Below are 23375 nucleotides of genomic sequence, written 5' to 3' on the forward strand. Positions count from 1 at the left end.
AGACTTTGTGTAAAAAAGTAGTTCTAGCCCTCGTGGATAAAGCGTAAGCAGCTACAAATTTCAGAGTAAATCCGTGCCAAGTAATAGTTTTTTCAGTCCAATCGTGCCGCAACTTGTACCCTATGTGCCAGGCGAACAGCCCAAAATTGCCAACTTGGTCAAGCTCAACACCAACGAAAATCCCTACCCACCGTCACCCAAGGTGATTGCCGCCATTACCCAAGCGGCACAGCAGGGACTGCAGCTTTACCCGGACCCGGATGCCAATTTGCTGCGTGAAGCCATCGCCGCTCAGCATGGCTTGGCCGCCACGCATGTTTTTGTGGGCAATGGCTCAGACGAAGTATTGGCGCACGCATTTTTCGCCTTCTTCCAGCAAGGCTGCCCGTTGCTGATGCCGGACATCAGCTACAGCTTTTACAAGGTGTATTGCCGCTTGTATGGCATTGAGGCGCGCGCAGTGCCGCTTGATGACACCTTGCGGCTGAATGTCGCTGACTACGGGGGCGCTGATGGTGATGCGGTGGCTGGGGTGGTGATTGCCAACCCGAACGCACCCACCGGCATTGGCTTGCCGCTGAGCGACATTGAAGCCCTGCTACAGATGCACCCCGACCGGGTCGTGCTCGTGGATGAAGCCTATGTGGATTTTGGTGGCCAAAGCTCGCTGGGCTTGGTTGCCCGTTACCCGAATTTATTGGTGGTGCACACCCTGTCCAAATCGCGCTCGTTAGCCGGGCTGCGAATCGGTTATGCCTGCGGCCAAGCGCATTTGATTGGCGCGCTGGAGCGTGTCAAGAACAGCTTTAATTCTTACCCGCTGGACCGATTGGCCATCGCAGGCGGTGTGGCCGCATTCGACGACGTGGCGTATTTTGAGCAAAGCCGACAAGCCGTGATGAGCAGCCGCGAAGGGTTGGCGCTGGCACTTGAGGACTTGGGCTTTGTGGTGTTGCCCTCGCAAGCCAATTTCCTGTTTGTGCGCCACCCCAAGCATGACGCTGGTGAACTCGCCGGTGCGTTGCGAGATCGGGGCGTGTTGGTGCGGCATTTCAAGCAGCCACGCATCGAGCAGTACCTGCGCATCAGTGTGGGCACGCCCGTGCAGTGTGACCAACTGGTCTTAGCATTGGCTGCCCATCTGTCTGGGTACCCTGGTCTGGGAGATCAGAGCGCGCGGTTATGCGGCGTACTCAGTAGCGGCGCATCTGCTTGAGTTCAGCGTACAAATCACTGTAAATTTTGTAGCGGTTCTCGCTGATGGCATCGGGGCTATCGGCTGAACTGACCGCAGCAATCACGCCGCAGCCGGGTTCATGCAAGTGGCTGCAGTTGTAAAACTTGCAGTTCTTGACATGCGGCGTCAAGTCTGGCATGTAGGCGGCCAGCTGGGCCGGGTCGATGTGGTTTAGGCCGAATTCCTGAAAACCCGGCGAGTCAATCAGTGCTGTGGTTTTGTCGGCATCCACCCAATACCAGGTGGTGCTGGTGGTGGTGTGTTTGCCGCTGTTCAAGGCTTGCGACAAGATCCCGGTTTGCACCAGCGCATCCGGAATCAGGCAGTTGATCAGGGTACTTTTGCCGGCGCCAGAGGGCCCCAGCACCAGCGTGGTTTTGCCATTCAAGCGTGCATTGAGGGCCTCGCGGCTGGCTTTCAAATCTTTGAGCGACAGCGGCAACACGTCGTAGCCCATGTGCCGGTAGGGCGCCAGCCACGCCCAGGCGCGGGCGAATGGCTCGGTCAGGTCGCTTTTGTTCAGCGCGATGAGTGGCGTGATGTGTTGTTCTTCAGCCGCAATCAAGGCGCGTGACAACTGGCTGCTGGAAAACTCGGGCTCGGCAGCAATCAGAATCAGCACCTGGTCCAGATTAGCGGCAAAGGTCTTGGTGCGCACATCGTCCTGGCGGTAAAACAGGTTGCGCCGGGGCTCAATCTTTTCGATCGTGCCTTCGTCTTGTGAGGCCAGCCATTGCACCTTGTCGCCGACCACCCCCTGGCTCTTCTTGCCGCGTGAGTGGCAAATCAGGCGCTCGCCAGTGGCATTTTCGACTAAAAAATGCCGCCCGTAGTTAGCCACGATCAGGCCAGGTGCGCGCAGTGCTTGCGTCATGACGGCTGCGATACCGTGGCGACAGGCGTTGCCGAACCGGGCAGGGCATCGACGGCGGCGGCACATTCAAAATCAGCTTTTGAGAGCCCCGCCAGGTCGTGTGTCTGAAAACGCACGGTGCAGCGGTTGAAATGGACTTGCAATTCCGGGTGATGGTTGCGGGCCTGAGAAATCCAGGCCACAGCGTTCACAAAAGTCATGGTTTGGGCATAGTCGTTGAACTTGAGCGTCTTTTCAATGACCACTTCTGCGCCGTCACCGCTCAAACGCCAGCCGTCAAGCTTGGCTAAATTTGCTACTACTTCAGTAGCTGTTAGCGCTTTATTCATAAGGGCTAGAGGCCTATTTTGTATATAAAATTATTTAAACCGAGGCCGGTGCGATGCCATGCATACGTGACAGACGCTCGGAGGCACCGGGGTGCGAATAATAAAACCGCACATACAGCGGGTCTGGCGTGAGTGTGGACGCATTGTCTTCATACAGCTTGAGCAGGGCGGTGGACAGGTCTTGCGCACTGGTTTGTCCCACGGCGTAGGCATCGGCTTCAAATTCATGTTTGCGGGAAAGCTGGGCAAACAGGGGCGCGATGAAAAAGCTGAACACCGGCATGGCCAGCATGAACAGCAGCAAAGCCAGTGCGTCGTTGGCTGCAAACAGGTTGGGCTGCACGCCCAGACCGGTATAAAACCAACTTTGCTGCGCCAGGTAGCCCAGCAGCGCAAACCCGACTAAGCTCATGGCAAACATCGACACGATGCGTTTGATGATGTGCTTATGTTTGAAGTGACCCAACTCGTGCGCCAGCACGGCATCCACTTCTTCAGCACTCAGTTTGGACAGCAGCGTGTCATAAAAAACTACCCGCTTGGCCGCGCCGAAGCCGGTGAAATAGGCGTTGGCATGGGCGCTGCGTTTGCTGCCATCCATCACAAACAGGCCCTTGGCGTGGAAGCCGCAGCGTTGCATCAGGGCCGTCACCCGGGCCTTCAGGGTTTCGTCTTCAAGTGGCACAAACTTGTTGAACATGGGGGCGATCAGGGTCGGGTAAATCACCAGCAGCAGCAGGTTGAAACCCATCCAGAACAGCCACGCCCACAGCCACCACAGGCTGCCTGTGGCGCCCATCATCCACAAAATCAGGGCAGCAATGGGCAGGCCAATCAGTGCACCAATCAGGCTCGACTTGAGCAAATCCGCCAGCCACAGTCTGAGCGTCATTTTGTTAAAGCCAAATCGCTGCTCCAGCACAAAGGTCTGGTGCCACGACAGCGGCAGGTCGATCAGGCCCCCGATCACCACAAACGCGCCCAGCAGCCCGAGTTGCTGACCCATGCCCTGTCCTAGCCATGCGAGCAGCAGCTGGTTCAGTGTCGACAAGCCGCCAAGCAGCGTCCAGCCCAGCAACACAGCAGCGCCCAGTGCCATTTCCAGCAGACCTAGGCGTGCTTTGGCAATGGTGTAGTCGGCGGCCTTTTGATGAGCGGTTAGAGAAATAGTTTGGGCAAATGCAGCTGGTACGGCATCGCGGTGCGACGCCACATGGCGAATTTGGCGTGCGCTGAGCCAGAACTTGATCAGCAGGCCCAACGTCAGGGCCGCCGTGAACAAAAGGGTTAAAGCGAACGAGGGATCAGGCATGGGAGTAGAGGCAGACATGGCGGAGAAGTTTAGGGCATCAGCGACAATTCAACCCATGAGTAGCCCCAACATCCCCGTCGCCAGCGCACCGCTTGCCAAATCCGACCAAAACCTGGTCTGGCTCGATTGTGAAATGACCGGCCTGAACCCCGAACACGACCGCATCATCGAGATTGCGGTGATCGTGACCGACGCCAACCTTACCCAGCGCATTGAAGGCCCGGTGTTGGTGATTCATCAGAGTGATGACATGCTGAACGGCATGGACGCCTGGAACAAGGGCACGCACGGCAAGAGCGGGCTGATTGACAAGGTCAAGGCATCGACACTGACGGAAGAGGCTGCACAGGCGCAGATACTGGCGTTTTTGGCGCACTATGTTCCTCAAAGCGGTTCTCCCATGTGTGGCAACAGCATCGGGCAGGACCGGCGGTTTTTGGCCAAATACATGCCCAAATTGGAAGCATTTTTTCACTACCGCAATCTCGATGTCAGCACCCTCAAAGAACTGGCCAAACGCTGGGCACCGTTGGTTTACAAGGGCTTCAAAAAGAAGCAGCGTCATACCGCATTGGCCGATGTGCATGAGTCTGTTGACGAGCTGGAACACTACCGCACACACTTGCTGAAACTGCCCGATTAGGTAGAAACCCGAATCCGTGCCATAATTGTTGGCTGCGCTGCACACTGCAATGCATATTTGTACATCTCCCAACATTCACTGGGTCCAAAGTCACACTGCTCTGCAGTCTGTCTAAAAAGGGCCCCCAGCTTCAATAAGAACTCACAGCGGTGAGTCAGGGCCGGTTCCGTTTGATGGTTGATGTTTTTTAACCATCACACGGATCCACCGCACAACTTGCGGGGCTTCGCGTATTGAGGAAATTCCATGACTGACGCTACTTTAGCGGCTGGCGAAATCTCGTCTGCCGAAAACTTTTCTACCGACATTAATCTGTTGCCACACGACGGCATTGATGCGATTGACGCGACCGAGGCTGCGGCCCCAGTTGCTGAAGACATCCCCAACGGTTTTGTCACACTGGGCTTGGCCCCAGAGTTGATTCAGGCCGTGAAAGACCTGGGCTTTACCCAGCCTACCACGGTGCAACTCAAAACCATTCCTTTGGCCATGCAAGGCGTGGCCACCGAGGGCAAGGCTGCCAAATTTGTTGACCTGATGGTGTCGAGCCAAACAGGTAGCGGCAAAACAGCGGCCTTCCTGTTGCCCGTGTTGCACACCTTGCTCAAACAGCAAGAGCAAGTTGAGATCGATGCCCGCGTCGAATACGAAAACGCTGTGGCTGAGGCCGCCGCAAAGGGTGAAGCACCCCCAAAACGCGCCAAGCGCAAAGACCCGACCAACCCACGTCATTTCTCTGCCCCAACACCAGGCGCCCTGATCGTTTGCCCAACCCGCGAACTGGCCCAGCAAGTGGCCCATGACGCGATTGACTTGGTGCAGCATTGCCGTGGTCTGCGCGTGGCCAACATTGTGGGTGGCATGCCTTACCAGTTGCAAATTGCCAAGTTGCAAAACGCCAATCTGGTGGTGGCTACCCCAGGCCGTTTGCTTGACCTGCAACGCTCGATGCAAATCAAACTTGACCAAGTGCAGTTTTTGGTGGTGGACGAGGCCGACCGCATGCTCGATCTGGGCTTCTCTGATGACCTGGCTGAAATCAACCAGCTCACCATTGACCGCAAGCAAACCATGATGTTCAGCGCCACCTTTGCGCCGCGCATTCAACAACTGGCTTCCCGCGTGATGCGTGAGCCACAGCGCATCACCATCGACAGCCCGCAAGAAAAACACGCCAACATCAAGCAAGTGCTGTTCTGGGCCGACAACGCGCAGCACAAACGCAAGTTGCTGGACCACTGGTTGCGCGACACCACCATCAACCAAGCCATTGTGTTTGCCAGTACGCAAATTGAATGCGACGGCTTGGCCAATGACTTGCAGCAAGAAGGCTTTGATGCCGTGGCGTTGCATGGCGCTTTGAGCCAAGGCTTGCGCAATCGCCGTCTGATGGCGCTGCGTCAAGGTCAAGTGCAAATTTTAGTGGCAACCGATGTGGCCGCCCGCGGTATTGACGTGCCTACCGTGACCCACGTGTTCAACTATGGTTTGCCCATGAAGGCAGAGGACTACACCCATCGCATTGGCCGTACTGGTCGCGCCGGGCGTGATGGCCTGGCCGTGACATTTGCTGAGTTGCGTGACCGCCGCCGGATTTTTGACATTGAAGCGTTTAACCGCCAGCCCATCAAGGCTGAGGTGGTGCCTGGTCTGGAACCCAAGCAGCGCATTCCTGAATCGCGCCCAAGCTTTGGTGGCCGTGACAACCGTGGCGGTGGTGATTTCCAATCGCGTGACCGCAAATTTGGTGGCGGTGGCCGCCCAGGTGGTTTTGATGCACCGCGTGGCAATTTCGACGCACCGCGTGGCAATTTTGGTGATAGAAATTCCGCTGGCCCCCGTGTAGTAGGTGCAGGAAGCTATCAAAATAATAGCGGTGGTGGTTTTGCCGGTCGTGAAGATCGCTCTTTTGCTCCCCGTGAAAGTGCACCACGCGAAGGCTTCAGCTACGAGCGCAAGGGCGGTTTCAACGACCGCTTTGCCGGTGACCGCAATGGCGGCGGCGGTGCTGCAGCACCGCGCGGCGATTTCGCCCCCCGTGGTGACTCTGCCCCCCGTGGTGACTTTGCTGCCCGCAAACCAGCCTTTGGTAAGCCAGCTTTCGCCAAGCCAGCCGGCGGCGGCAAGGTGTTTGTCCCTCGTGACGCGCAAAAACGTTTCTCCAAGAACGACCGCTGATCGATAGCCTTTCATTAAAAAACCCGCAGGCTTTTCAACCTGCGGGTTTTTTTGCGCCTGAACCATTTGTTGCCGATCGGTGGCAACGTTCCGGGTCAAGCTCGCCCGGTTCTGTGGCGTTGAGTTGGCGGGTCAGAATTCAAATTAGACAGGCCTCCCCAGCTATTTTTTGTTGCAATGCAACAAAAAACTTGCAGGGTCACGGGTTTTCCCTATAATTCAGACCATGCTGCACTGCAACATTATTGTTTGAGGCAGCTGCAATGTCCCGCATTTCATCTCTTAAGGAACTCACCATGTTTATTACTGCTGACCAAATCACCGCCACCAACAAAACCAACCTCGACACCGTTCAAGGCCTGGCTACCAAGTCTTTTACTGGCCTGGAAAAGATGGTTGAGCTCAACTTGGCCGCTGCCAAGGCTTTGATGACTGAATCATTCAGCTACGCTCAAAGCTTGTTGGCCGCCAAAGACTTGCAAGCCGCTTTGGCTTTGCAAACGGCTGCTGTGTCTCCTTTGGCTGAAAAGACCGTGTCTTACAGCCGCCACGTGTATGGCATCGCTGTTGAAGCTGGTGCTGAATTCACCAAGGCGCTAGAAGGCAAGACTGCTGAAGCCCAAAAGACCTTCAACCAAGTGGTTGAAAACGTGGCCAAGAACGCACCCGCTGGCACTGAGTCTGCTGTTGCCGTGCTCAAAAGCGCCTTGGCTTCCAGCCAAAACGCCATTGACTCTGCACAAAGCTCTGCCAAGCAAGCTTTGGCCATGGCTGAGAGCAACATCTCTGCGGTGACAGAGCAAGCCCTGACCGCTGCTGCTTCGGTTGGCAAAAAGGCTTAATCGTCTTTCGCTTCGCGGCAACAAAAAAGGCACCTTCGGGTGCCTTTTTTGTTGGGGTTGTAGTTTGGTCAGCCCGGCAGTCTTAAAACAGCGCTGCGTTAGACCGCAATTGCTCAGGTGCAAAGCGGTGAATGGTCATGTTGCCAACGTCATAGGCGCCCATGCTCTTGTAAAACTGCAGGGTTGGTTCGTTCCAGTCCAGGCAGCCCCATTCCAGCCGATGGCAGCCACGATCAAGTGCCAGTTTTGACATGAACGACATCATGATCTTCCCCAAGCCCTTGGATCGCACGGCCTCGTCGATGAAGAAGCCGTCAATGTAAAGCCCTGTCTGCCCGATAAAGGCAGAGGAGGTTTGGCAGAAATAAACCATTCCTACCGTCTGGCCTTTATAAAGGCCAAAAATCGCCTCTCCTTTTTCCTCGGCCAGTAGTTTTCTGATGCCTTCGGTGGTGGCGATGATTTTGTCGGACATCTTCTGGTATTGCCCAAGCTTTTTCATGAAGCTCAAAACCAAGCCAGCGTCTTCAGGCGTGCCGAAACGCAGATAAAACTTGGTGTCTTTTGTCTGGATCATGTTCATGAGACCCATTGTCCGCCACTTGGGCACATGAATACAGTGTGCTGGAAGCGTTGGAGCCCTTAAGTCTCGTCTAAGTCTCGGTCTGCAAAATGGCAATTACATGTTCAGCATGTCTGGTCGCTGCGATGTCCTCCGAATCACCGCAACGACCGGGTTCAGTTCCAACCCAAACGAGGAGAACGCGATATGAATGCCACCCCAGCTGTTGTTGTGATGACCCAAGAAGACCAACGCGTGGGTGCAGCCGCGTTGACCGTGCCCCAACTTGTCGGGCAAGTTTATGAGGCGGCACCCGCAGCCGACCGAGGTCACATGCTTGAGCAGTTGTTGCGTCCTTTGGGCGTGCTGGCGCTAGTGGCCGTGGCCGACGGTGTCTTTGCAAAAATCCGGTTTCGCGGTGGCTGGCCGGATTTGCATGTTCGGCTTGAAGATGCGCAAAACGTGCAAGCCAGTGACGTGATCACCCTGGTGGACTATGTTCAACAAGTGAGTGTCCAGGCGGTTGATGGGCTGGCTCAGATGCTCACCATGACGCCCATGATGGCCACATCGGCCGCCGCCGGGCTGCTCGTTACGTTGTTGGTGCAGCGCGCCAGAACCCGCCGGGCGAACGACGTTGAACCGGGGCCTATGTAAGTTTGTGCCAATCGGCAAAATCATCCCATCTGTTTGCCGTTCAGTTTTTTAAGAGGCCACCGCCATGCAGTTCTTTCAGTTAATTACCACCAAAACCCTCAAGTGGCTTTTGGTTGCGTCCTTTTTCAGCCTTGGGCTGGCCATGGCGCAGACAGAGCCCACACTAAACCAGGTGTATGCCACCGCCCAATCGGGCAAGTTGGACCAGGCTCAGCTGATGATTCAACAAGTGCTGGTTTCGCACCCCAACAGCGCCAAAGCTTTCTTTGTTCAAAGCGAGCTTTACGCACGGCAGGCCAATTTGGCGAAGGCGCGTGACGCCTTGGCGACGGCCGAGAAATTGGCCCCCGGTCTGCCCTTTGCCAAAGCGGCATCGGTGCAAAGCTTGCGTGCGCAACTGGCTGGAAAAAGTGGCCAGGTGATGGTCAGTGGCTCTTCCACGCATGTGGCTGCGCTCAGTCCAGGCGATGGCGCTTTTCCAGCCGTTGCGGCCGCGTCGCCATCTTCCTGGCTGTTGCCACTGTTGTTGGCTGTCGGCGTGATCGGTCTGGGTTATGTTTTGTTTCGCAAGAAACAGCCTGAACCTTTTGCCCAGCAGTCCGGCTTTGCTAACCCGAACGGACTGAATGGCCCGCAGACGTTTGGCTCTGCTGTGAGCGCCACGCCCTATGCACCAGCTGGCTATCCAGCGCAGGGCGGCATGAGTAGCCCACAGACTTTTGGCCTGGGCAGCAACGCCTCTGCCATGCAAGCGCCCGCTGGCCAAGCCACTGGCAACGGTCTGGGCGGCCGAATCATGGGTGGTGTGGCCACCGGTTTGGCAGTTGGCGCCGGTGTCATGGCTGCACAAGCCATTGGCCGAAACCTCATGGGCAGTCATACGCCTGAAGCGGCCGCTGCCACCAACCCCGCCAACCAGAACTTTCAGGCGCTTGACCAGAACCCTGACATGGGTGGCGCAGACTTTGGCATCAGCGACACCAGTTCGTGGGACAGTGGCGATGTGGGTGGCTCAAGCGACTGGGACAACTGATAAAACGTTAAATCCAGAAGTGCCCTGCCATGATCCTCCCCTTGCTGAAACCGCTTGCTGTTGTCATCCTTCTTCTTGATGCCACAAGCAGCTACGCCCTGCAGCTCAAGTCCCAGCACGCCATTGTGGTCAGCAATGACACCGGTGCGGTTTTTTTTGAGAAAGGTGCTGGCGAATCGGTACCCATTGCATCGCTGAGCAAGCTCATGACGGCCATGGTTGTGCTTGACAGCAAGCCGGACATGAACGAACGAATCGCCATTGATGCCGCCGATGTGGACTTGCTCAAACACAGTAAATCACATGTGCCAGTTGGCACCACCTTGCCGCGCCAGCAGGTGCTTCAGCTGGCCTTGATGTCGTCAGATAACCGCGCCGCGGCTGCCTTGGCGGGCACCTATGCTGGTGCAACGCGGCTTTTCTCAAGGCAGTGAATGAAAAAATAAAGGCGCTGGGGATGACGCACACGGTCATCAGGGAGCCCACCGGGCTGTCGCCAGAAAACACACATCGGGTCTGAGCAGGGCTGGCCCATGAGGCCCGCAAGGCCCTGATCGCCCAGGGTGACAAAATGGCTTGAACTGAAAGAGTGATTGCATGCGCCTGCTGCTGGTAGAAGACGATTTGATGATTGGTGAATCCGTGCTGGATTTGCTGCGGGCCGAAGGCTATGCGGTGGATTGGGTAAAAGACGGCGAAATGGCCGACACGGCACTTAACTCTCAAAACTACAGCCTGGTGCTGCTTGACCTAGGCCTGCCGCGTCGCGATGGGCTCACGGTGCTGTGCCAATTGCGTGCCCGCAAAGACCGCACGCCCGTGCTGATTGCCACCGCGCGGGATGCCGTGGCGCAACGCGTTGAAGGACTCGACATGGGGGCCGACGACTACATCGTCAAACCCTACGAACTTGACGAACTGCTGGCCCGCATTCGGGCGCTGATTCGCCGTGCGGCAGGTCGCGCAGAGCCGGTTTATGAGCACTTGGGCATCAGCATTGACCCTGTCACCCGCGAGGTCACGCTGGACGGACAGCCGGTGGTGTTGTCGGCACGTGAATGGTCGATTCTGGAGCTGCTGCTGGCCCGCCCGGGCCTGGTGTTGTCGCGCAGACAGCTTGAGGAAAAACTGTACAGCTGGAAGGATGACCTCTCAAGTAACGCGATCGAGGTGTACATCCACGGGCTGCGCAAGAAGCTGGGGCCGGGCCTGATTCAAAACGTGCGCGGTGTGGGCTACATGATTCCCAAAGGTGCAGCTTGAGCCTGGCCCTGTCGCACTCGCTGCGCGCCCGTCTGCTTGGGCTGCTGCTGGTGGCCATTCTTTTCACCGCAGGTGCGCAAGCCCTGATTGCCTACCGCACGGCACTGGCCGAGGCAGACGTTATTTTTGACTACCAGATCGAGCAGATGGCGCTGTCGTTGCGCGCAGGTTTGCCCGTTGACAGCAAACTGGGCAAAGGCTTGGTGCCTGGCGACGAAAAAAATTTCGATTTTGTGATCCAGGTCTGGACCGCGGATGGTCTGCGCGTCTACCAGTCAGCCGCGCGCGCTGATTTGCCGAGAAGCTTGGTGCCTGGCTTCACGACCGTTCAGGCCCGCGGCACCAGCTACCGCTTGTTTTCAGTGGCATCAGGCACCCAGGTGATTCAGGTTGCGCAAGATCTGGCAGCACGCCGCGACATGGCGGGGGCGCTGGCCTTGCGCATCGTCAGCCCGATGCTGGTGATGGTGCCCTTGTTGATGCTGGTGGTGTGGTGGGTGGTCAGTGCGTCGTTGGCCCCGGTGGCCAGGGTGCGTGAGCAAGTGGCCGCGCGCCAGGCCGATGACCTGAGCGCCTTGAATGAGCGCGATTTACCTGATGAAATTCACCCGCTGGTGCACGAACTCAACTTGCTGTTCCTGCGCCTCAGCCAAGCCTTTGATGCGCAAAAGCACTTTGTGGCCGACGCTGCCCATGAGCTGCGCTCACCTCTGGCTGCGCTCAAGCTGCAGGTGCAGGGCTTGCGCCGCGCCACCGACGATGGCGCGCGTGATGTTGCCGTCAACCGCCTGAATGCAGGCATTGACCGGGCCACCCGGCTGGTGGCGCAACTACTGATCCTGGCGCGGCAACAGTCCAACTCGGCCGTCGGCATCAGGCCTGCCTGCATCGACTTGACGGCTCTGGCACGGCTTGCTTTGGCCGATGCGGCCCCGGCAGCGGCCCTGCGCCAGATTGATCTGGGTCTGGTGCAAGCGGCGTATGGCGAAGTGATGGGTCATGAAGAGGCGCTGCGCATTTTGCTGCGTAACCTGCTTGACAACGCCATCAAGTACACGCCGGAAGGCGGCACAGTCAACCTGGGCGTACACAGCTACGACGATCAAATTCGATTAACGGTTGAAGACAGCGGCCCGGGCATTGCCGCAGAAGACCGCCAGCGGGTGCTGGATCGGTTCTACCGCGTTGCCGGGTCCGAGGCTGGGGGTAGCGGCCTGGGCTTGGCCATTGTCAAAACCATCACCGATTTGCACCAAGCCAGCTTGGCCGTTGAGCGGTCCGATGCATTGGGTGGGCTACGCGTCAGAGTTGACTTCAAAGCGCTTCGGTGAGCACTTGTGCGCGCCTTGGCGCACTCAAAACATGCTGGCCGCAATGTTGATGGTGAACGCCAGAATGGCGGTATTGAACCCAAATGACAAGATGGACTGCAGCAGCACCAAACGGCGCATGGGTTGGGTCGTAACGCTCACGTCGGCAGTTTGCGAAGCTACGGCGATGGTGAAAGAAAAATACAGAAAATCGCCGTAGTCGGGCCTGAAGTCGGCATTGTCATCAGGAAACTTCAGTGCATGGCAGCACTGGGTTTGCAAGGTCATCCTGGCACGGCGGCAGGGCGCCACACTGGTGTGGCATTCACGCGTGTGTCACCCAATCGGAAAACTCGGGTGCATCCAAATGGTTCAGCGTGTTGTAGGTTTGCAGAGCGTAGCGTTTGGGCGTGAAGGTGAATTCGGTGACCGAACTGTTGCGCAGGCGCATGTTGAGTTCTACCGTCGCCTCGGGCGGTGCCTGCAGCACGTGGCTCACAGCGCAGGCAATCGGCCCACCGCTGGAGACCAGCAGCACGCGCTCAAACTGGCTTTGGCGCACATGGTCAAGCACCTCAACCACTTGTTGTCTGAAGGTGGGCCAATCTGGCATGCCTTTGGGGTGCGCCTGGCCCAGCATCCATTGCGTGAGGCCCGTGCGCAGCAACCGAAAGTGGTGGCGGTAGTTGTCGGGTGAAGGGGTGCGCTCCAGTGGCGCCGGGTGCACGGTAGCAACGATGGCGTCACTGTCGTACTCATTCAAACCCGGCCAACGCATGGCACTGAGGGCTGAGCCCATGCCTTCACCGATGCCTGAGAGGGTTTGGGTGTGGCGACGCAACGTGCCGGTTAGCACGGCGTCAAAGCGTGCGCCTTTGCTGGCGAAGTAGCGACCCAGCTGCACGCTTTGGCGCTGGCCAAGCGCGCTTAATTGGTCGTAATCGTCAGCGCCAAAAGACGCCTGACCGTGTCTTACAAGATAAAGGGTTGCCATGGCGCGCGAATGTAAGTCAACTATGTTGCGTGAAACTGTCGCGCTTGCGACCTGGTGTTGCAACAGTCACAAGCGCACTGTGCCATCGATACAGGTCACCGAGTCGCCGCCGACCCAAACCTGGCCACCTGCATCCCGCGAGAGGTGAACTTGGCCCATGCGCCCCAAGCAAGTGCCTTGTGTGGCGGTGTAGCGGGTGGGTGCCAGGCCCTCCGCCATCAGCCACTGCGCCAGACTGGCATTGAAGCTGCCGGTGACCGGGTCTTCGAGCACCGTCACACCGGTGTTGAAAAAGAACCGCACGCTGAGCTGCGCAGCTTCAGCCGATGCACCTGAGTGACCAGCAAATGCGCGTGCTTCGCGGTTGGAGCGTTTGATGAGGCCACTGTTGCTTTCAGGTGCATCAATCACCGCCAGGCCAATGCCGCTGATGTCAGCTGCCAGCATGGCGGCGCGCAGCGCGGTGGGGTCAGGCGCCAGCAGTTGCAACGCTTCGCCGCTGTTGATCAGCATGCCAAAGTGGCTTGGGCCATTGTTAAGGTGTTGCGCGGCCAGCAGTTGCGCGGGGCTTAGCCCCAAGGCGGCGGTCAAGTCTGCCAAGGTGTCGGGTGTGGGCTGGCGCCGTGTGAGGGCCGGCGCAGCAAAGGCGATGGGCTTCGCGCTGTGGCGAATGCGCACCAGCCCCACCGGGCATTGCTGCACGATGAACTCGGGGTGCTTGGGCTGGCCACCGGCTTCCAGCCAGGCGTGGCAACTGCCCAGCGTGGGGTGGCCAGCAAACGGCATCTCATAGGCGGTCGTGAAGATGCGCACCTGGTAGTCGGCACCCGCTGCGGCTGCTTCGGGCGTGGGTGGCAGCAAAAACGTGGTTTCAGACAGGTTGGTCCAGCAGGCAAAGTGCTGCATGTCTTCGGTTGACAGGCCTGAGCCATCCAGCACCACGGCCAGCGGGTTGCCCAGGTAAGGCGTGTCGGTGAAGACATCAACTTGTTTGAAGGCGCGAAGTTTCATGTGGTGTTGGCGTCGGTTGCGTGGTGGTGCAAAAGATGGCTTGTCATCCCGGCGCAGGCCGCAATCCTGAGTTCAAGCCTTCAGGCTGGCTGCATAGGTTTTCATGGCCACGGCCAGCGCCGCCACACCACGGTGGATTTCTTCCACGCTGGGGGTCACAAACGACAGGCGCAGGGTGCGCGCATCACCATGGTCGGCATAAAACGGCGCGCCAGGCACAAAGGCCACGCCTTGTTCCACGGCAAAGGGCAATAAATCGACCGCGCTCATGCCCTTGGGCAAGCGTGCCCACAAAAACATGCCGCCAGCTGGTGAATTCCAGATCAGCGTTGACTCCGGGTCGCCCACCGGCATTTCACGTGCCAAGGCGTCCAGCATGGCATCGCGCTGCGATTTGTAGAGGGCGCGAATGGTCGGCACGTGGCGGTCCAGAAAGTCGTCTTTCATCACCTCGGCAATCATCCGCTGGTTGAAGCCTGGGCTGTGCAGGTCGGCCGCCTGCTTGGCTTGCAGCAGTTTGGGGTAGACCGATTTTGGGGCCACCAAAAAGCCCAGGCGCAGACCGGGTGCCAGCACCTTGGAGAACGAGCCCAAATAAATGCAGCCTTCCGGGTTGCGCGCGGTCAAGGGGGCGGGTGGCGGGGCGTCAAACCACAAGTCACCGTAGGGGTTGTCTTCAATCAACGGCAGGCCGCGCTCGGTCGCCAGACTGCTAAGGGCGGCGCGGCGGTGCTCGGACATGGTGCGGCCGGTTGGGTTCTGGAAGTTGGGCAACACGTACAGAAACCGGGCGTCGCGCGCCTTGTCCGCAAGATCGTCAATGACCACACCATGGTCGTCACTGGCCACGCTGACCACGTTGGGTTCCATCGGGATGAAGGCCATCACCGCGCCCAGGTAGGTGGGGGATTCGACCAGGATTTTGCTGTCCGCATCAATCAGCACCTTGGCCACCAAATCCAGCCCCTGCTGGCTGCCGGTGGTGATCAAGACTTGGCTGGGGTCCACGTGCCAGGGCAGCATGGCAGCCACTTGCTCGCGCAGCGGGCCGTAGCCCTCAGAGGCGGCATATTGCAGCGCACCAGCGGGGTCGTCTTTTAAGACCTTGGCGCAGGCGGCTTCAAATTCGGCGACCGGAAACGTCTTGCTAGAGGGCAGTCCACCGGCAAAACTGATGATGCCGGGCTTTTCTGTGACCTTGAGAATTTCGCGGATCACAGACGGGTTCATGCGCGCGGCGCGGCGCGCCAAGTGCCAGGGGGAGGGTGTAGATGTGTTCATGAAATATGGGTGTTTGCGGTCATAGTATCGGCGAGGGCCCAAAGCGCGGCGCTGCGCGCGTGTAAGGCAGTGGTGTCAAACAGGGGTAATTCGCAATCGTGCGGCTGCACCAGCAGGGCAATTTCGGTGCAGCCCAGAATGATGGCTTGTGCGCCCTGGGCTTGCAGGTTGGCGATGACGCGAAGGTAGGCTTGGCGTGATGTGTCGCGTACCTCGCCCAGGCACAGCTCCTCGTAAATGATCTGGTGCACCAGGTCACGGTCGGCTTGGGGCGGAGTCAGCACCGTCAAGCCGTGGTCTTTTTCCAGGCGGGCGCGGTAAAAATCTTGTTCCATGGTGAAACGTGTCCCCAGCAGACCCACCACTGAGTGCCCGGCCTGTTTGATGGCTTGTGCCGTGGGGTCGGCAATGTGCAGCAGGGGAATGTTGACTGCGGCGCTGATGGTCCCGGCCACCTTGTGCATGGTGTTGGTGCACAGCACCAGCGCGTCGGCCCCAGCCGCTTCGAGTTTTTGCGCCACATCGGCCAGCAGTGCACCTGCGGCATCCCACTGGCCGGTGGCCTGCAGGTGTTCAATCTCGGCAAAATCGACGCTGAACAAAATGAGCTTGGCCGAGTGCAGGCCGCCCAGCTGCGCCTTCACCGTCTGGTTGATTTCGCGGTAATACGGCACGGTGGACTCCCAGCTCATGCCGCCAATCAGGCCCAGGGTCTTCAGTGTTTTTGCTTTGTTATTCATAGCTGCTTGCGCTTTATTTATATGGGCTGTAGGTTGATTTTATATAATATTTTGAATCAAATGGTGGCCATCCAGGCCGCTGTGGCCACGAGTACCGCTGCCATGCTGCGGTTGAACCAGCGCAAGCGTCGCCCGCCATGCTGTGGGTCTGCCAGCCATTGCCGCATCAGTGTGCCCATCAGTGCGTAACTCAGGTTGCTGGCCAGGGCAAAAGCCAGCAGCAGCGGCAGCACCACGGCAAAGCGCTGCCAGATGTCGCTGCGCCCGGCCAGCCAGCCAGCCACCACGGTGAGGGCCAGCATCCAGGCCTTGATGTTCAAAAACTGCAGCATCACACCTTGCCAGAAAGTCACATTGAGCTGGCTGTTTCTGGCCTGCGTCAACTGGTGGGCGTGCCAGAGCTTGTACGCCAGCCACAGCAGGTAAGCCACACCGCTGGCGGTCACTGCCATGCGCAGCGGCGGCAGGCTCACCACCAGCGCCCCCACACCACTGGCGCACAGACTTAGCAGCAAGCCCCAGCCGACTGGTACGGCCACCACAAAACGCAGCGCGTGTTTCAGGCCAAAGTTGGCCGCCAGCGCGGTGGACAGTGTGGTGTTGGGCCCGGGCGTGAAGCTGACAGCCGTGCATAGTAGCAACAAGGCGGTGAGTTCTGCGGTACTCATTGAGTGGACGTGTGGGAGTTCATGTCATGCACTTTAGCCTGAAAATCAACACACTTACAGTACACTTTTGTAAACAATTATGAGAACTGTGTTGGGCGTCAATACAACACAGATTGGTCATGTCGCATCACTTATGCCATGCCGGAGTGCCCGCAATGGCATGTCCATCCCTTCCCCTTGATACCGTGACAAGGAGCCGTTATGTTGGTTAAAGCCGCCTCACAGTCTCTGGCCGAGCAACTTGCCGGGCGTTTTGCCGAGCGCATACGCAGCCGCTTGCTGGCCCCGGGCACGCGCCTGCCTTCGGTGCGGCAGTGTGCGCAGCAGCAGGGTGTGAGCCCCAGCACCGTGGTTGCAGCCTATGACCGCTTGCTGGCGCTGGGGCTGGTAGAAGCCCAGCGTAACCGTGGGTTTTATATAAGAAACCAAGCTGTAGACCTTATAGGGAAAGCGCAAGCAGCTATTGATTCGATAGTATCGATCGAACTGCCGGAGCGTGCTGCAGCGGCCCCTAGCCTGCCGCATGTGCCGGTCGATGCGACGGCGCTGATCCGCGGTATGTTTCACAGCAGCAGTGGCCAGCCGCAGCCCGGCATGGGTGCATTTCCGCCAGATTGGCTGCAGAGCAACTTCATGTCGGCGGCAGTACGGCGCTTTTGCAGCGGGGCCGAGTTGAATGCCGCGTCACTCAGCTACGGCGAGCCCGCCGGCGATGGGTCTCTGCGTCAGGCGCTGGCCAGCCGCTTGAGCGCGTTAGGTATTGCGGCGACACCACAGCAGATCATCACCACCGTGGGGGCAACACACGCGCTGGACATCATCAGCCGCACCGTGTTGCGTGCGGGTGATTTTGTGATGGTCGAAGAACCCGGCTGGGCGGTGGAGTTTGCCCGGCTCGACGCCCTGGGCATGCGTATTTTGCCGGTGCCGCGCGGCCCGGACGGGCCTGATCTGGCGGTGATGGCGCGTTATTGCGAGTTGCACGCACCCAAATTGTTTGTGAGTGTCAGCGTGTTCCACAACCCCACCGGCTACTGCCTGAGCGCAGGCCACGCCCACCGCCTGCTGCAACTGGCCAACAGCCATGACTTTTACGTGGTGGAGGACGATACCTACAGCCACCTGGCGCCCGACCACGTCACCCGGCTGTGTGCGCTGGACGGCCTGCAGCGAAGCATCTACGTGAGCGGTTTTGCCAAAATTCTGGCCCCAGGCTGGCGCGTCGGTTTTCTGGCCGCGCCCACAGCCTGGTTTGAACGCTTGTTAGACACCAAGCTGCTCGGCACCCTGACCACGCCCGCGTTGTTTGAGAAAGCCCTGGCTTGGTGCATTGACCAGGGGCAATTACGCCGCCATGCCTTGCAACTGCGCGCCCGGTTGGACCAGGCGCGCTCGCGCAGCGTCAAACTGGCGCTTGAGCACGGTTGCACCTTTGCCGCGCCACCAGCGGGGCTGTTTGGCTGGGTTGACACCGGCGTGGACACCGATGCCTTGGCGCAGCGCATGCTTGACAAGGGTTATTTGCTGGCCCCGGGCGCGTTGTTTCACGCCAACCACGCGCCCAGCACGCTGATGCGCATCAACTTTTGCACCACGCAAGATGCGGCGTTCTGGCAGGTGTTTGCGCAAGTGCGAGCAGCAATGTTTGGAGGTGCGCTTAGCTTGCAATAGCAGTGCCATCCCGGTGCTATTTGCCTTAACCCGATTGGCTGAGTGCACTATGCTCAAGACAATAACTGCCCACGCGCTAAGCGCCACTCATAGTAGCGATATGTATTTGCCGACCGACACCCCCGATATCAGCCTTGACCCGCAAGACTGGCAAGTTCTGCGCCAGCAAGGCCATCGCATGCTGGACGACATGTTTGATTACATCCAGCACATTCGTGAGCGGCCCGTCTGGCAGCCGATCCCGATCGAAGTGCGTCAGGCTTTTTGTGAACCATTGCCGACGCAGCCGGTCAGCCTGGAGCACGCCCATGTAAGGTTCATGACGCAAGTGTTGCCCTATGCTGTGGGAAACACCCACCCCGCATTCATGGGCTGGGTGCATGGCGGTGGTACGCCAGTAGGCATGTTGGCTGAGATGCTGGCCGCAGGCCTGAATGCCAATCTGGGCGGGCGTGACCAGATGCCGCTGGAGGTGGAGCGGCAAATTGGCTTGTGGATGCGCGACCTGTTTGGGTTTCCTGAAACAGCTGCCGGGCTGTTCGTCACCGGCTCTTCCACCGCCAATTTGATGGGTGTGCTGGTGGCGCGGACCAAGGCGCTAGGCGTGTCCTCGCGAACTTCTGGTGTGGCTGAGCAACCGCAACTCATCGCTTATGCGGCCAACAGCGCCCATGGCTGCATCACCAAGGCCATGGACATGTGCGGCTTGGGAACCCAAGCGCTGCGCCTGGTGCCGGTTAACGAGTTGGGCCAGATGGATGTCAGCGCCTTGTCGAAAATGATTGTTGCTGATCGGGCCGCAGGCCTGCATCCGTTTTTCGTTGCTGGCACTGCGGGCACGGTGAACATTGGCGCCATTGACCCTCTGGACCAAATCGCCTTAGTTGCCAGGCAGCAAGACCTGTGGTTTCACGTGGACGGTGCGCTGGGTGCTTTGGGCATGATGTCGCCTGACGTGGCGCCCAAGCTCAAAGGGATTGAATTGGCAGATTCGATTGCGCTGGACTTTCACAAGTGGGGCCAGGTGCCATATGACGCGGGTTATTTCCTGGTACGCAACGGCGCTGATCAGCTCGATGCGTTTGCCTCGCCAGCGGCGTATCTGGCACGACATTCACGCGGCCTTGCCGCAGGATCGCCGTGGCCGTGTGACTTTGGGCCGGACTTGTCGCGCAGTTTTCGGGCCCTCAAGACCTGGTTTACCTTTGTCTGTCATGGCACGGAAAAACTGGGCGCAGTGATCTCGCACAGCTGCGCGTTGGCTCAATACATGAAGCAGCGCATTGAAGCCACGCCGGCACTGGAGTTGATGGCGCCGGTCGATTTGAACATTGTTTGTTACAGGTTTCATAGCGACAATGCCAATGAAATCAACGATGAGATCGTTGTGTTGCTGCACGAATCCGGCATTGCGGTGCCTTCCTCAAGCACGGTCAACGGGCACACCGTGATCCGTGCCGCGCTGGTCAATCACCGCACGGTGGCGGCGGATGTGGACGCGCTGCTGGATACCACATTGGCCTTTGGTCATGCCCTGACCTCTGCGACTAAACCTCTCATCAAAAACCTACCGAAAGCGCCCATGAACTCATCGCACCCCCCCTTGATGGGCCTTGCCAAACTCATGCGCATGGCTTTTGAGGGCCAAAGCCTGATGCCGTTGGCAGAAACCCTCAAGGCAAGGGCTGAAAGAGACGCTTCCGATGCCAACGCCTTGATGGACTTGTCTACCGCGCTTCAGCTGCATGGCCTGCGCGATGTGGGGCTGGCCACCTTGTCGGTTGCCTTGCAGACCCAGCGGGTTTATGAGTTGCCCGCCCTACAAAGTCCCGCGCTGCGCCTGCTGGCCATCATGGGCCCGGGTGACCTGATGGCTAACGCCCCCTTGCCGTTTTTGTTTGAAAACGCCGACATCTCCCTGACCATGCTTTACCTGCTGCCAGGAGAACCGATGCCAGCTTGTCTGCCCGAGCACGATGTGGCTTTCATTGCCATATCCGACGCAAGCCAGACGCATGCTTTGCTGGGACAGTTGGCCACGGAGGTAGACACCTGGCCCAAGCCGGTGCTGGTGCGACCTAAAGGTATTTTGCGCACCTCTCGCGAGAACGCCTATGCACTTCTGAAGGATGCGCCCGGTGTCTACGTGCCACCCACCGCGCAGGCCAGCCGTCAGGCGCTGGAAGAATTTTGTTCAGGTATCAGTGCGTTGTCGGATGTGTTGGCGGGCGGCGCCTTTCCGCTCATCATCCGCCCGCTTGACTCGCACGCCGGGCATGGACTTGAAAAAGTGGATACCGTGCAGGCACTGTCGTGCTATTTGGCAGCCAGTCAGGAAACTGATTTTTTCATCGCCTCGTTTGTGGATTACAGCGGACCAGACGGACTCTTTCGCAAATACCGCGTGGTGCTGATTGACGGTGTGCCGTTTGCCGGTCACATGGGTGTGTCATCACACTGGATGATTCACTATCTGAACGCCGGCATGGTCGACAGCGCGGTAAAGCGCGCTGAAGAAGAAGCCTTCATGCGCGACTTTGACACTGGCTTTGCCCTGCGCCAGCGAACGGGCCTGCAAAGTGTGTATGAGCGTTTCGGGCTGGACTACTTGGTGATGGATTGCGCTGAAACATCTAACGGCGACTTGTTCGTGTTTGAGGTGGACGCCGGTGCGGTGGTGCATTCGATGGACCCGCCGGACATGTTTCCGTACAAAGTGCCCGCCATGCAAAAAGTGTTTGATGCGTTTCGAGCCATGTTGCAGCGTGCCGCCGCCGGTCAGTTGCCGCGGTGAATGGCCAAAAACACCAAGAGCCGGACCACCATGTACGCCGCCACAGTTGCGCATTGCCCACCAGGGCATCACAGCCGGGTGAAAAGCCGCTGGATGTCGAACCAGGATATTGAGTCTGCTACGGCGCAAGTGTTGACGCAGGGTGGCGATACCCGCATCGAACTCAATGCGGCGGGTGTCAACATCTATGCTTGCGGGCCACGGCCAGACCCTGCGCTGGTGCAGTTTGGCTCATCCACTGGCTCGGTGATTTCGTCAACCGGATTTCAGGCGGCCGTGGCGCTGTACAAGCGTTTGTATAACCGGCAGGGCGACTACCACGCTGAAGTAGAGCGTCAGAGGTGTGAATTAAGCGCGCTCAGCGGCGCCAGTCGCTTGCCTGGCATTGATGTGGTGTTTGCTGCATCTGGCACTGATATTCACCTGTTTGCAGCCCAACTGGCGACGCTGGGCCAGCGCACGCCTTTGCAGGCGGTCATGGTGGAGCCTGCCGAGACGGGCAGCGGCGTACCGGCCGCGTTGGCCGCGCTGCACTTTGCTACGCGAACCTCTCAGGGGCGCCCTGTCACGTGTGGCGTGCCTTTGTCCGATACGCCATTGCAGCCACCGTTGGGCGTGAAGTTGCGCCAAACCGATGGCAGCTTGCGCAGCGTGGCTGAGGTCGATGCAGAATTTGCCGCGCATGTGAATCGCCTGATGCTCGCCGATGGACGCTGCATGCTGGTTATGACGGATGTCTCCAAAACCGGCTTGCTGGCACCGTCACTGGCTTGTGCAACAGCGCTGCGGCAACGCTTCGGTGATCAGCTCACCGTGTTGGTAGATGCGTGCCAGTTCCGCTTGTCGTCAGAGGCGCTGTTGGGCTACCTGTCGCAGGATTTCATGGTGGCCATCACCGGTTCCAAATTTATCGGTGGGCCGGCATTTTGCGGTGCCCTGTTGTTGCCACCGGCCGTGGCGCAGAGCAACCGGATGGTGTCGCTGAAAGTATTGGCCGACTACTCGGCCAGGTCAGACTGGCCGCCTGGCTGGTTGCCTGCAAAAGCGTTGGCCGAGTCGGTTAACTTGGGCGTGTTGTTGCGCTGGGAGGCCGCCCTAACCGAGTTGCGTCGTTTCAGGGCCATACCAGATCACGTGGTGCATGATTTTTTGCAGGCATGGCAGCAAGCGGTGACAAGCCGAATTGCTCAGGACGACAGTTTTGAGGTCTTGCCTGTCCTGCCGCTGGCGCGTAGCCATGCCAATGGCTTACAGCCCTGGGACAGTGTTCAAACCATTTTCCCGTTCCAGGTCTTCAAACCCAAGGCGGGTGGTGGCAGGCAAGCGTTAAGTCAGGAGGAAACAGCACATGTACATCGGCAACTGCGTGACCCACAGGGCGCGTTTGGGGCACCGGGTACGCGGTTTCAACTTGGGCAGCCTGTGCTGTGTGGGCTGCAGGGTGGTGAGCCGGTCAGTGCGCTGCGGATGTGCAGCAGCGCCCGTCTGGTCACAGAGTCGATGGCAGCTCGTCAGCCAGTGGACAAGGCCATTGCCCAAGCCATGCGGGCCTTTGACAAGCTGGCGCAGCTGGCTCAGGCTTTGCGCTGAATGATGGCGCCAGTGACCTGGTCAATGCCTTTGGCAATTTGCAGCATGGCTTCTGATGGAAATTGCAGGATGGTTTCGCCCGATTTTTGGTTAACCAGAGTCACCACCGACAGGCCCGTGCCTTTTTCGATGGCAAAGTGCAATTCGTTGGAGGTTTTGTTAGCCAGCACTTTGTTGGAGGCGTCTACTGCTTGCTGAAGCGTGGCCGCATCTGGTTCTTTGGCCGATTGTTTAGCCGCTTTTGCGACTTGGGCTGTTGGTGCTGGCAGATTTTGCGCCATGGGCCGGGTGGCGGCGGCGGGCGCATAGCTTTGCAGCCCTGCGGTGCGGGTTGTGGCGACTGGTGTGATGTCCATGGCTTACTCCTGGGGTGGCATGCCCAGCCT

At 58.6% G+C, this 23375-nt stretch carries 22 protein-coding genes and 1 pseudogene; 12 read left to right on the forward strand and 11 right to left on the reverse strand.

The window, feature by feature from the left end; genetic code table 11:
- The first annotated feature begins 103 nt into the window (after nucleotides 1-103).
- The gene (gene hisC, locus PHQ58_RS10735; protein WP_300110949.1) at nucleotides 104-1216 is read left to right on the forward strand and encodes a histidinol-phosphate transaminase; all 1113 of its coding nucleotides are present in this window, start codon (nucleotides 104-106) and stop codon (nucleotides 1214-1216) included.
- On the opposite strand, the gene rsgA is transcribed toward hisC, so the two are convergent.
- Genes rsgA through PHQ58_RS10750 form a run of 3 tightly spaced genes read right to left on the reverse strand, consistent with a single transcriptional unit; the run spans nucleotide 1194 to nucleotide 3770 of the window.
- Entirely contained in the window at nucleotides 1194-2111 is a 918-nt protein-coding gene (gene rsgA / locus PHQ58_RS10740) for a ribosome small subunit-dependent GTPase A (RefSeq protein ID WP_300110951.1), read from the reverse strand. The two genes, hisC and rsgA, sit on opposite strands and share 23 nt — an antisense overlap.
- Nucleotides 2108-2440 (reverse strand): 4a-hydroxytetrahydrobiopterin dehydratase, encoded by a 333-nt coding sequence (locus PHQ58_RS10745; RefSeq protein ID WP_300110952.1) that lies wholly within the window; start codon nucleotides 2438-2440, stop codon nucleotides 2108-2110. Before PHQ58_RS10745 ends, rsgA begins: the two co-directional genes overlap by 4 nt.
- Before the next feature lie 34 nt (nucleotides 2441-2474).
- Nucleotides 2475-3770 (reverse strand): M48 family metallopeptidase, encoded by a 1296-nt coding sequence (locus PHQ58_RS10750; RefSeq protein ID WP_300110954.1) that lies wholly within the window; start codon nucleotides 3768-3770, stop codon nucleotides 2475-2477.
- 37 nt (nucleotides 3771-3807) lie between these two features.
- Here PHQ58_RS10750 and orn point away from each other — a divergent pair, with 37 nt between their 5' ends.
- The 3 genes from orn to PHQ58_RS10765 all read left to right on the forward strand — a co-directional run bounded on the left by orn (nucleotide 3808) and on the right by PHQ58_RS10765 (nucleotide 7415).
- Nucleotides 3808-4395 carry an oligoribonuclease gene (gene orn / locus PHQ58_RS10755; RefSeq protein ID WP_300110956.1) on the forward strand — a complete coding sequence of 196 codons (588 nt, stop codon included), beginning with the start codon at nucleotides 3808-3810 and terminating at the stop codon, nucleotides 4393-4395.
- Between the two features lie 246 nt (nucleotides 4396-4641).
- Entirely contained in the window at nucleotides 4642-6573 is a 1932-nt protein-coding gene (locus tag PHQ58_RS10760; protein ID WP_300110957.1) for a DEAD/DEAH box helicase, read from the forward strand.
- Nucleotides 6574-6869: 296 nt separating this feature from the next.
- A complete protein-coding gene (locus PHQ58_RS10765; protein WP_300110959.1) occupies nucleotides 6870-7415 on the forward strand; it encodes a phasin family protein in 546 nt (181 codons plus the stop codon).
- 82 nt (nucleotides 7416-7497) lie between these two features.
- On the opposite strand, the gene PHQ58_RS10770 is transcribed toward PHQ58_RS10765, so the two are convergent.
- Nucleotides 7498-7992 (reverse strand): GNAT family N-acetyltransferase, encoded by a 495-nt coding sequence (locus PHQ58_RS10770; RefSeq protein ID WP_300110961.1) that lies wholly within the window; start codon nucleotides 7990-7992, stop codon nucleotides 7498-7500.
- Between the two features lie 192 nt (nucleotides 7993-8184).
- Here PHQ58_RS10770 and PHQ58_RS10775 point away from each other — a divergent pair, with 192 nt between their 5' ends.
- The 5 genes from PHQ58_RS10775 (at nucleotide 8185) to PHQ58_RS10795 (ending at nucleotide 12261) form a co-directional block, all read left to right on the forward strand.
- Nucleotides 8185-8634, forward strand: a complete 450-nt coding sequence (locus PHQ58_RS10775) for a hypothetical protein (RefSeq protein ID WP_300110963.1) — start codon at nucleotides 8185-8187, stop codon at nucleotides 8632-8634.
- A 64-nt stretch (nucleotides 8635-8698) separates the two neighbouring features.
- Nucleotides 8699-9667 carry a hypothetical protein gene (locus PHQ58_RS10780; RefSeq protein ID WP_300110964.1) on the forward strand — a complete coding sequence of 323 codons (969 nt, stop codon included), beginning with the start codon at nucleotides 8699-8701 and terminating at the stop codon, nucleotides 9665-9667.
- 29 nt (nucleotides 9668-9696) lie between these two features.
- Nucleotides 9697-10101 carry a serine hydrolase gene (locus PHQ58_RS10785; protein WP_300110966.1) on the forward strand — a complete coding sequence of 135 codons (405 nt, stop codon included), beginning with the start codon at nucleotides 9697-9699 and terminating at the stop codon, nucleotides 10099-10101.
- Between the two features lie 163 nt (nucleotides 10102-10264).
- On the forward strand, nucleotides 10265-10930 hold the full coding sequence (locus tag PHQ58_RS10790) for a response regulator (RefSeq protein WP_300110968.1): 666 nt from the start codon (nucleotides 10265-10267) through the stop codon (nucleotides 10928-10930).
- Nucleotides 10927-12261 carry an ATP-binding protein gene (locus PHQ58_RS10795; RefSeq protein WP_300110970.1) on the forward strand — a complete coding sequence of 445 codons (1335 nt, stop codon included), beginning with the start codon at nucleotides 10927-10929 and terminating at the stop codon, nucleotides 12259-12261. The genes PHQ58_RS10790 and PHQ58_RS10795 overlap by 4 nt, the downstream gene beginning before the upstream one ends.
- A gap of 24 nt (nucleotides 12262-12285) precedes the next feature.
- On the opposite strand, the pseudogene PHQ58_RS10800 reads toward PHQ58_RS10795, so the two are convergent.
- From PHQ58_RS10800 to PHQ58_RS10825, 6 genes and pseudogenes are all read right to left on the reverse strand, one after another.
- A pseudogene (locus PHQ58_RS10800) lies at nucleotides 12286-12498 on the reverse strand (DUF1345 domain-containing protein); the annotation flags it as partial.
- Nucleotides 12499-12565: 67 nt separating this feature from the next.
- On the reverse strand, nucleotides 12566-13234 hold the full coding sequence (locus PHQ58_RS10805) for a histidine phosphatase family protein (RefSeq protein WP_300110972.1): 669 nt from the start codon (nucleotides 13232-13234) through the stop codon (nucleotides 12566-12568).
- Nucleotides 13235-13300: 66 nt separating this feature from the next.
- On the reverse strand, nucleotides 13301-14245 hold the full coding sequence (locus tag PHQ58_RS10810; protein ID WP_300110974.1) for a PhzF family phenazine biosynthesis protein: 945 nt from the start codon (nucleotides 14243-14245) through the stop codon (nucleotides 13301-13303).
- 72 nt (nucleotides 14246-14317) lie between these two features.
- Nucleotides 14318-15526, reverse strand: a complete 1209-nt coding sequence (locus PHQ58_RS10815) for a PLP-dependent aminotransferase family protein (RefSeq protein WP_300110976.1) — start codon at nucleotides 15524-15526, stop codon at nucleotides 14318-14320.
- Nucleotides 15523-16266 (reverse strand): aspartate/glutamate racemase family protein, encoded by a 744-nt coding sequence (locus tag PHQ58_RS10820; protein WP_300110978.1) that lies wholly within the window; start codon nucleotides 16264-16266, stop codon nucleotides 15523-15525. The genes PHQ58_RS10815 and PHQ58_RS10820 overlap by 4 nt, the downstream gene beginning before the upstream one ends.
- Nucleotides 16267-16322: 56 nt before the next feature.
- On the reverse strand, nucleotides 16323-16934 hold the full coding sequence (locus PHQ58_RS10825; protein ID WP_300110980.1) for a LysE family translocator: 612 nt from the start codon (nucleotides 16932-16934) through the stop codon (nucleotides 16323-16325).
- Between the two features lie 201 nt (nucleotides 16935-17135).
- Between PHQ58_RS10825 and PHQ58_RS10830 the strand changes: the two genes are divergently transcribed.
- Genes PHQ58_RS10830 through PHQ58_RS10840 form a run of 3 tightly spaced genes read left to right on the forward strand, consistent with a single transcriptional unit; the run spans nucleotide 17136 to nucleotide 22989 of the window.
- Nucleotides 17136-18605, forward strand: coding sequence for a PLP-dependent aminotransferase family protein (locus tag PHQ58_RS10830; RefSeq protein WP_300110981.1), 1470 nt, complete (start codon nucleotides 17136-17138; stop codon nucleotides 18603-18605).
- Between the two features lie 49 nt (nucleotides 18606-18654).
- Nucleotides 18655-21399, forward strand: coding sequence for a pyridoxal-dependent decarboxylase (locus PHQ58_RS10835; RefSeq protein ID WP_300110983.1), 2745 nt, complete (start codon nucleotides 18655-18657; stop codon nucleotides 21397-21399).
- Between the two features lie 30 nt (nucleotides 21400-21429).
- Nucleotides 21430-22989 (forward strand): hypothetical protein, encoded by a 1560-nt coding sequence (locus tag PHQ58_RS10840; protein ID WP_300110985.1) that lies wholly within the window; start codon nucleotides 21430-21432, stop codon nucleotides 22987-22989.
- Here the strand turns inward: PHQ58_RS10840 and PHQ58_RS10845 are convergent.
- Nucleotides 22974-23345 (reverse strand): flagellar protein FlaG, encoded by a 372-nt coding sequence (locus PHQ58_RS10845; protein WP_300110987.1) that lies wholly within the window; start codon nucleotides 23343-23345, stop codon nucleotides 22974-22976. The two genes, PHQ58_RS10840 and PHQ58_RS10845, sit on opposite strands and share 16 nt — an antisense overlap.
- Nucleotides 23346-23375 lie beyond the last annotated feature (30 nt).

The organism is Rhodoferax sp., assembly GCF_028688795.1.
GTDB lineage: Bacteria > Pseudomonadota > Gammaproteobacteria > Burkholderiales > Burkholderiaceae_C > Rhodoferax.

Coding starts and splice junctions, on each gene's coding strand:
- rsgA (WP_300110951.1), bottom strand. CDS start 2,111: ATGACGCAAGCACTGCGCGCACCTGGCCTGATCGTGGCTAACTACGGG.
- PHQ58_RS10745 (WP_300110952.1), bottom strand. CDS start 2,440: ATGAATAAAGCGCTAACAGCTACTGAAGTAGTAGCAAATTTAGCCAAG.
- PHQ58_RS10750 (WP_300110954.1), bottom strand. CDS start 3,770: ATGTCTGCCTCTACTCCCATGCCTGATCCCTCGTTCGCTTTAACCCTT.
- orn (WP_300110956.1), top strand. CDS start 3,808: ATGAGTAGCCCCAACATCCCCGTCGCCAGCGCACCGCTTGCCAAATCC.
- PHQ58_RS10760 (WP_300110957.1), top strand. CDS start 4,642: ATGACTGACGCTACTTTAGCGGCTGGCGAAATCTCGTCTGCCGAAAAC.
- PHQ58_RS10765 (WP_300110959.1), top strand. CDS start 6,870: ATGTTTATTACTGCTGACCAAATCACCGCCACCAACAAAACCAACCTC.
- PHQ58_RS10770 (WP_300110961.1), bottom strand. CDS start 7,992: ATGATCCAGACAAAAGACACCAAGTTTTATCTGCGTTTCGGCACGCCT.
- PHQ58_RS10775 (WP_300110963.1), top strand. CDS start 8,185: ATGAATGCCACCCCAGCTGTTGTTGTGATGACCCAAGAAGACCAACGC.
- PHQ58_RS10780 (WP_300110964.1), top strand. CDS start 8,699: ATGCAGTTCTTTCAGTTAATTACCACCAAAACCCTCAAGTGGCTTTTG.
- PHQ58_RS10785 (WP_300110966.1), top strand. CDS start 9,697: ATGATCCTCCCCTTGCTGAAACCGCTTGCTGTTGTCATCCTTCTTCTT.
- PHQ58_RS10790 (WP_300110968.1), top strand. CDS start 10,265: ATGCGCCTGCTGCTGGTAGAAGACGATTTGATGATTGGTGAATCCGTG.
- PHQ58_RS10805 (WP_300110972.1), bottom strand. CDS start 13,234: ATGGCAACCCTTTATCTTGTAAGACACGGTCAGGCGTCTTTTGGCGCT.
- PHQ58_RS10810 (WP_300110974.1), bottom strand. CDS start 14,245: ATGAAACTTCGCGCCTTCAAACAAGTTGATGTCTTCACCGACACGCCT.
- PHQ58_RS10815 (WP_300110976.1), bottom strand. CDS start 15,526: ATGAACACATCTACACCCTCCCCCTGGCACTTGGCGCGCCGCGCCGCG.
- PHQ58_RS10820 (WP_300110978.1), bottom strand. CDS start 16,266: ATGAATAACAAAGCAAAAACACTGAAGACCCTGGGCCTGATTGGCGGC.
- PHQ58_RS10825 (WP_300110980.1), bottom strand. CDS start 16,934: ATGAGTACCGCAGAACTCACCGCCTTGTTGCTACTATGCACGGCTGTC.
- PHQ58_RS10830 (WP_300110981.1), top strand. CDS start 17,136: ATGTTGGTTAAAGCCGCCTCACAGTCTCTGGCCGAGCAACTTGCCGGG.
- PHQ58_RS10835 (WP_300110983.1), top strand. CDS start 18,655: ATGCTCAAGACAATAACTGCCCACGCGCTAAGCGCCACTCATAGTAGC.
- PHQ58_RS10840 (WP_300110985.1), top strand. CDS start 21,430: ATGTACGCCGCCACAGTTGCGCATTGCCCACCAGGGCATCACAGCCGG.
- PHQ58_RS10845 (WP_300110987.1), bottom strand. CDS start 23,345: ATGGACATCACACCAGTCGCCACAACCCGCACCGCAGGGCTGCAAAGC.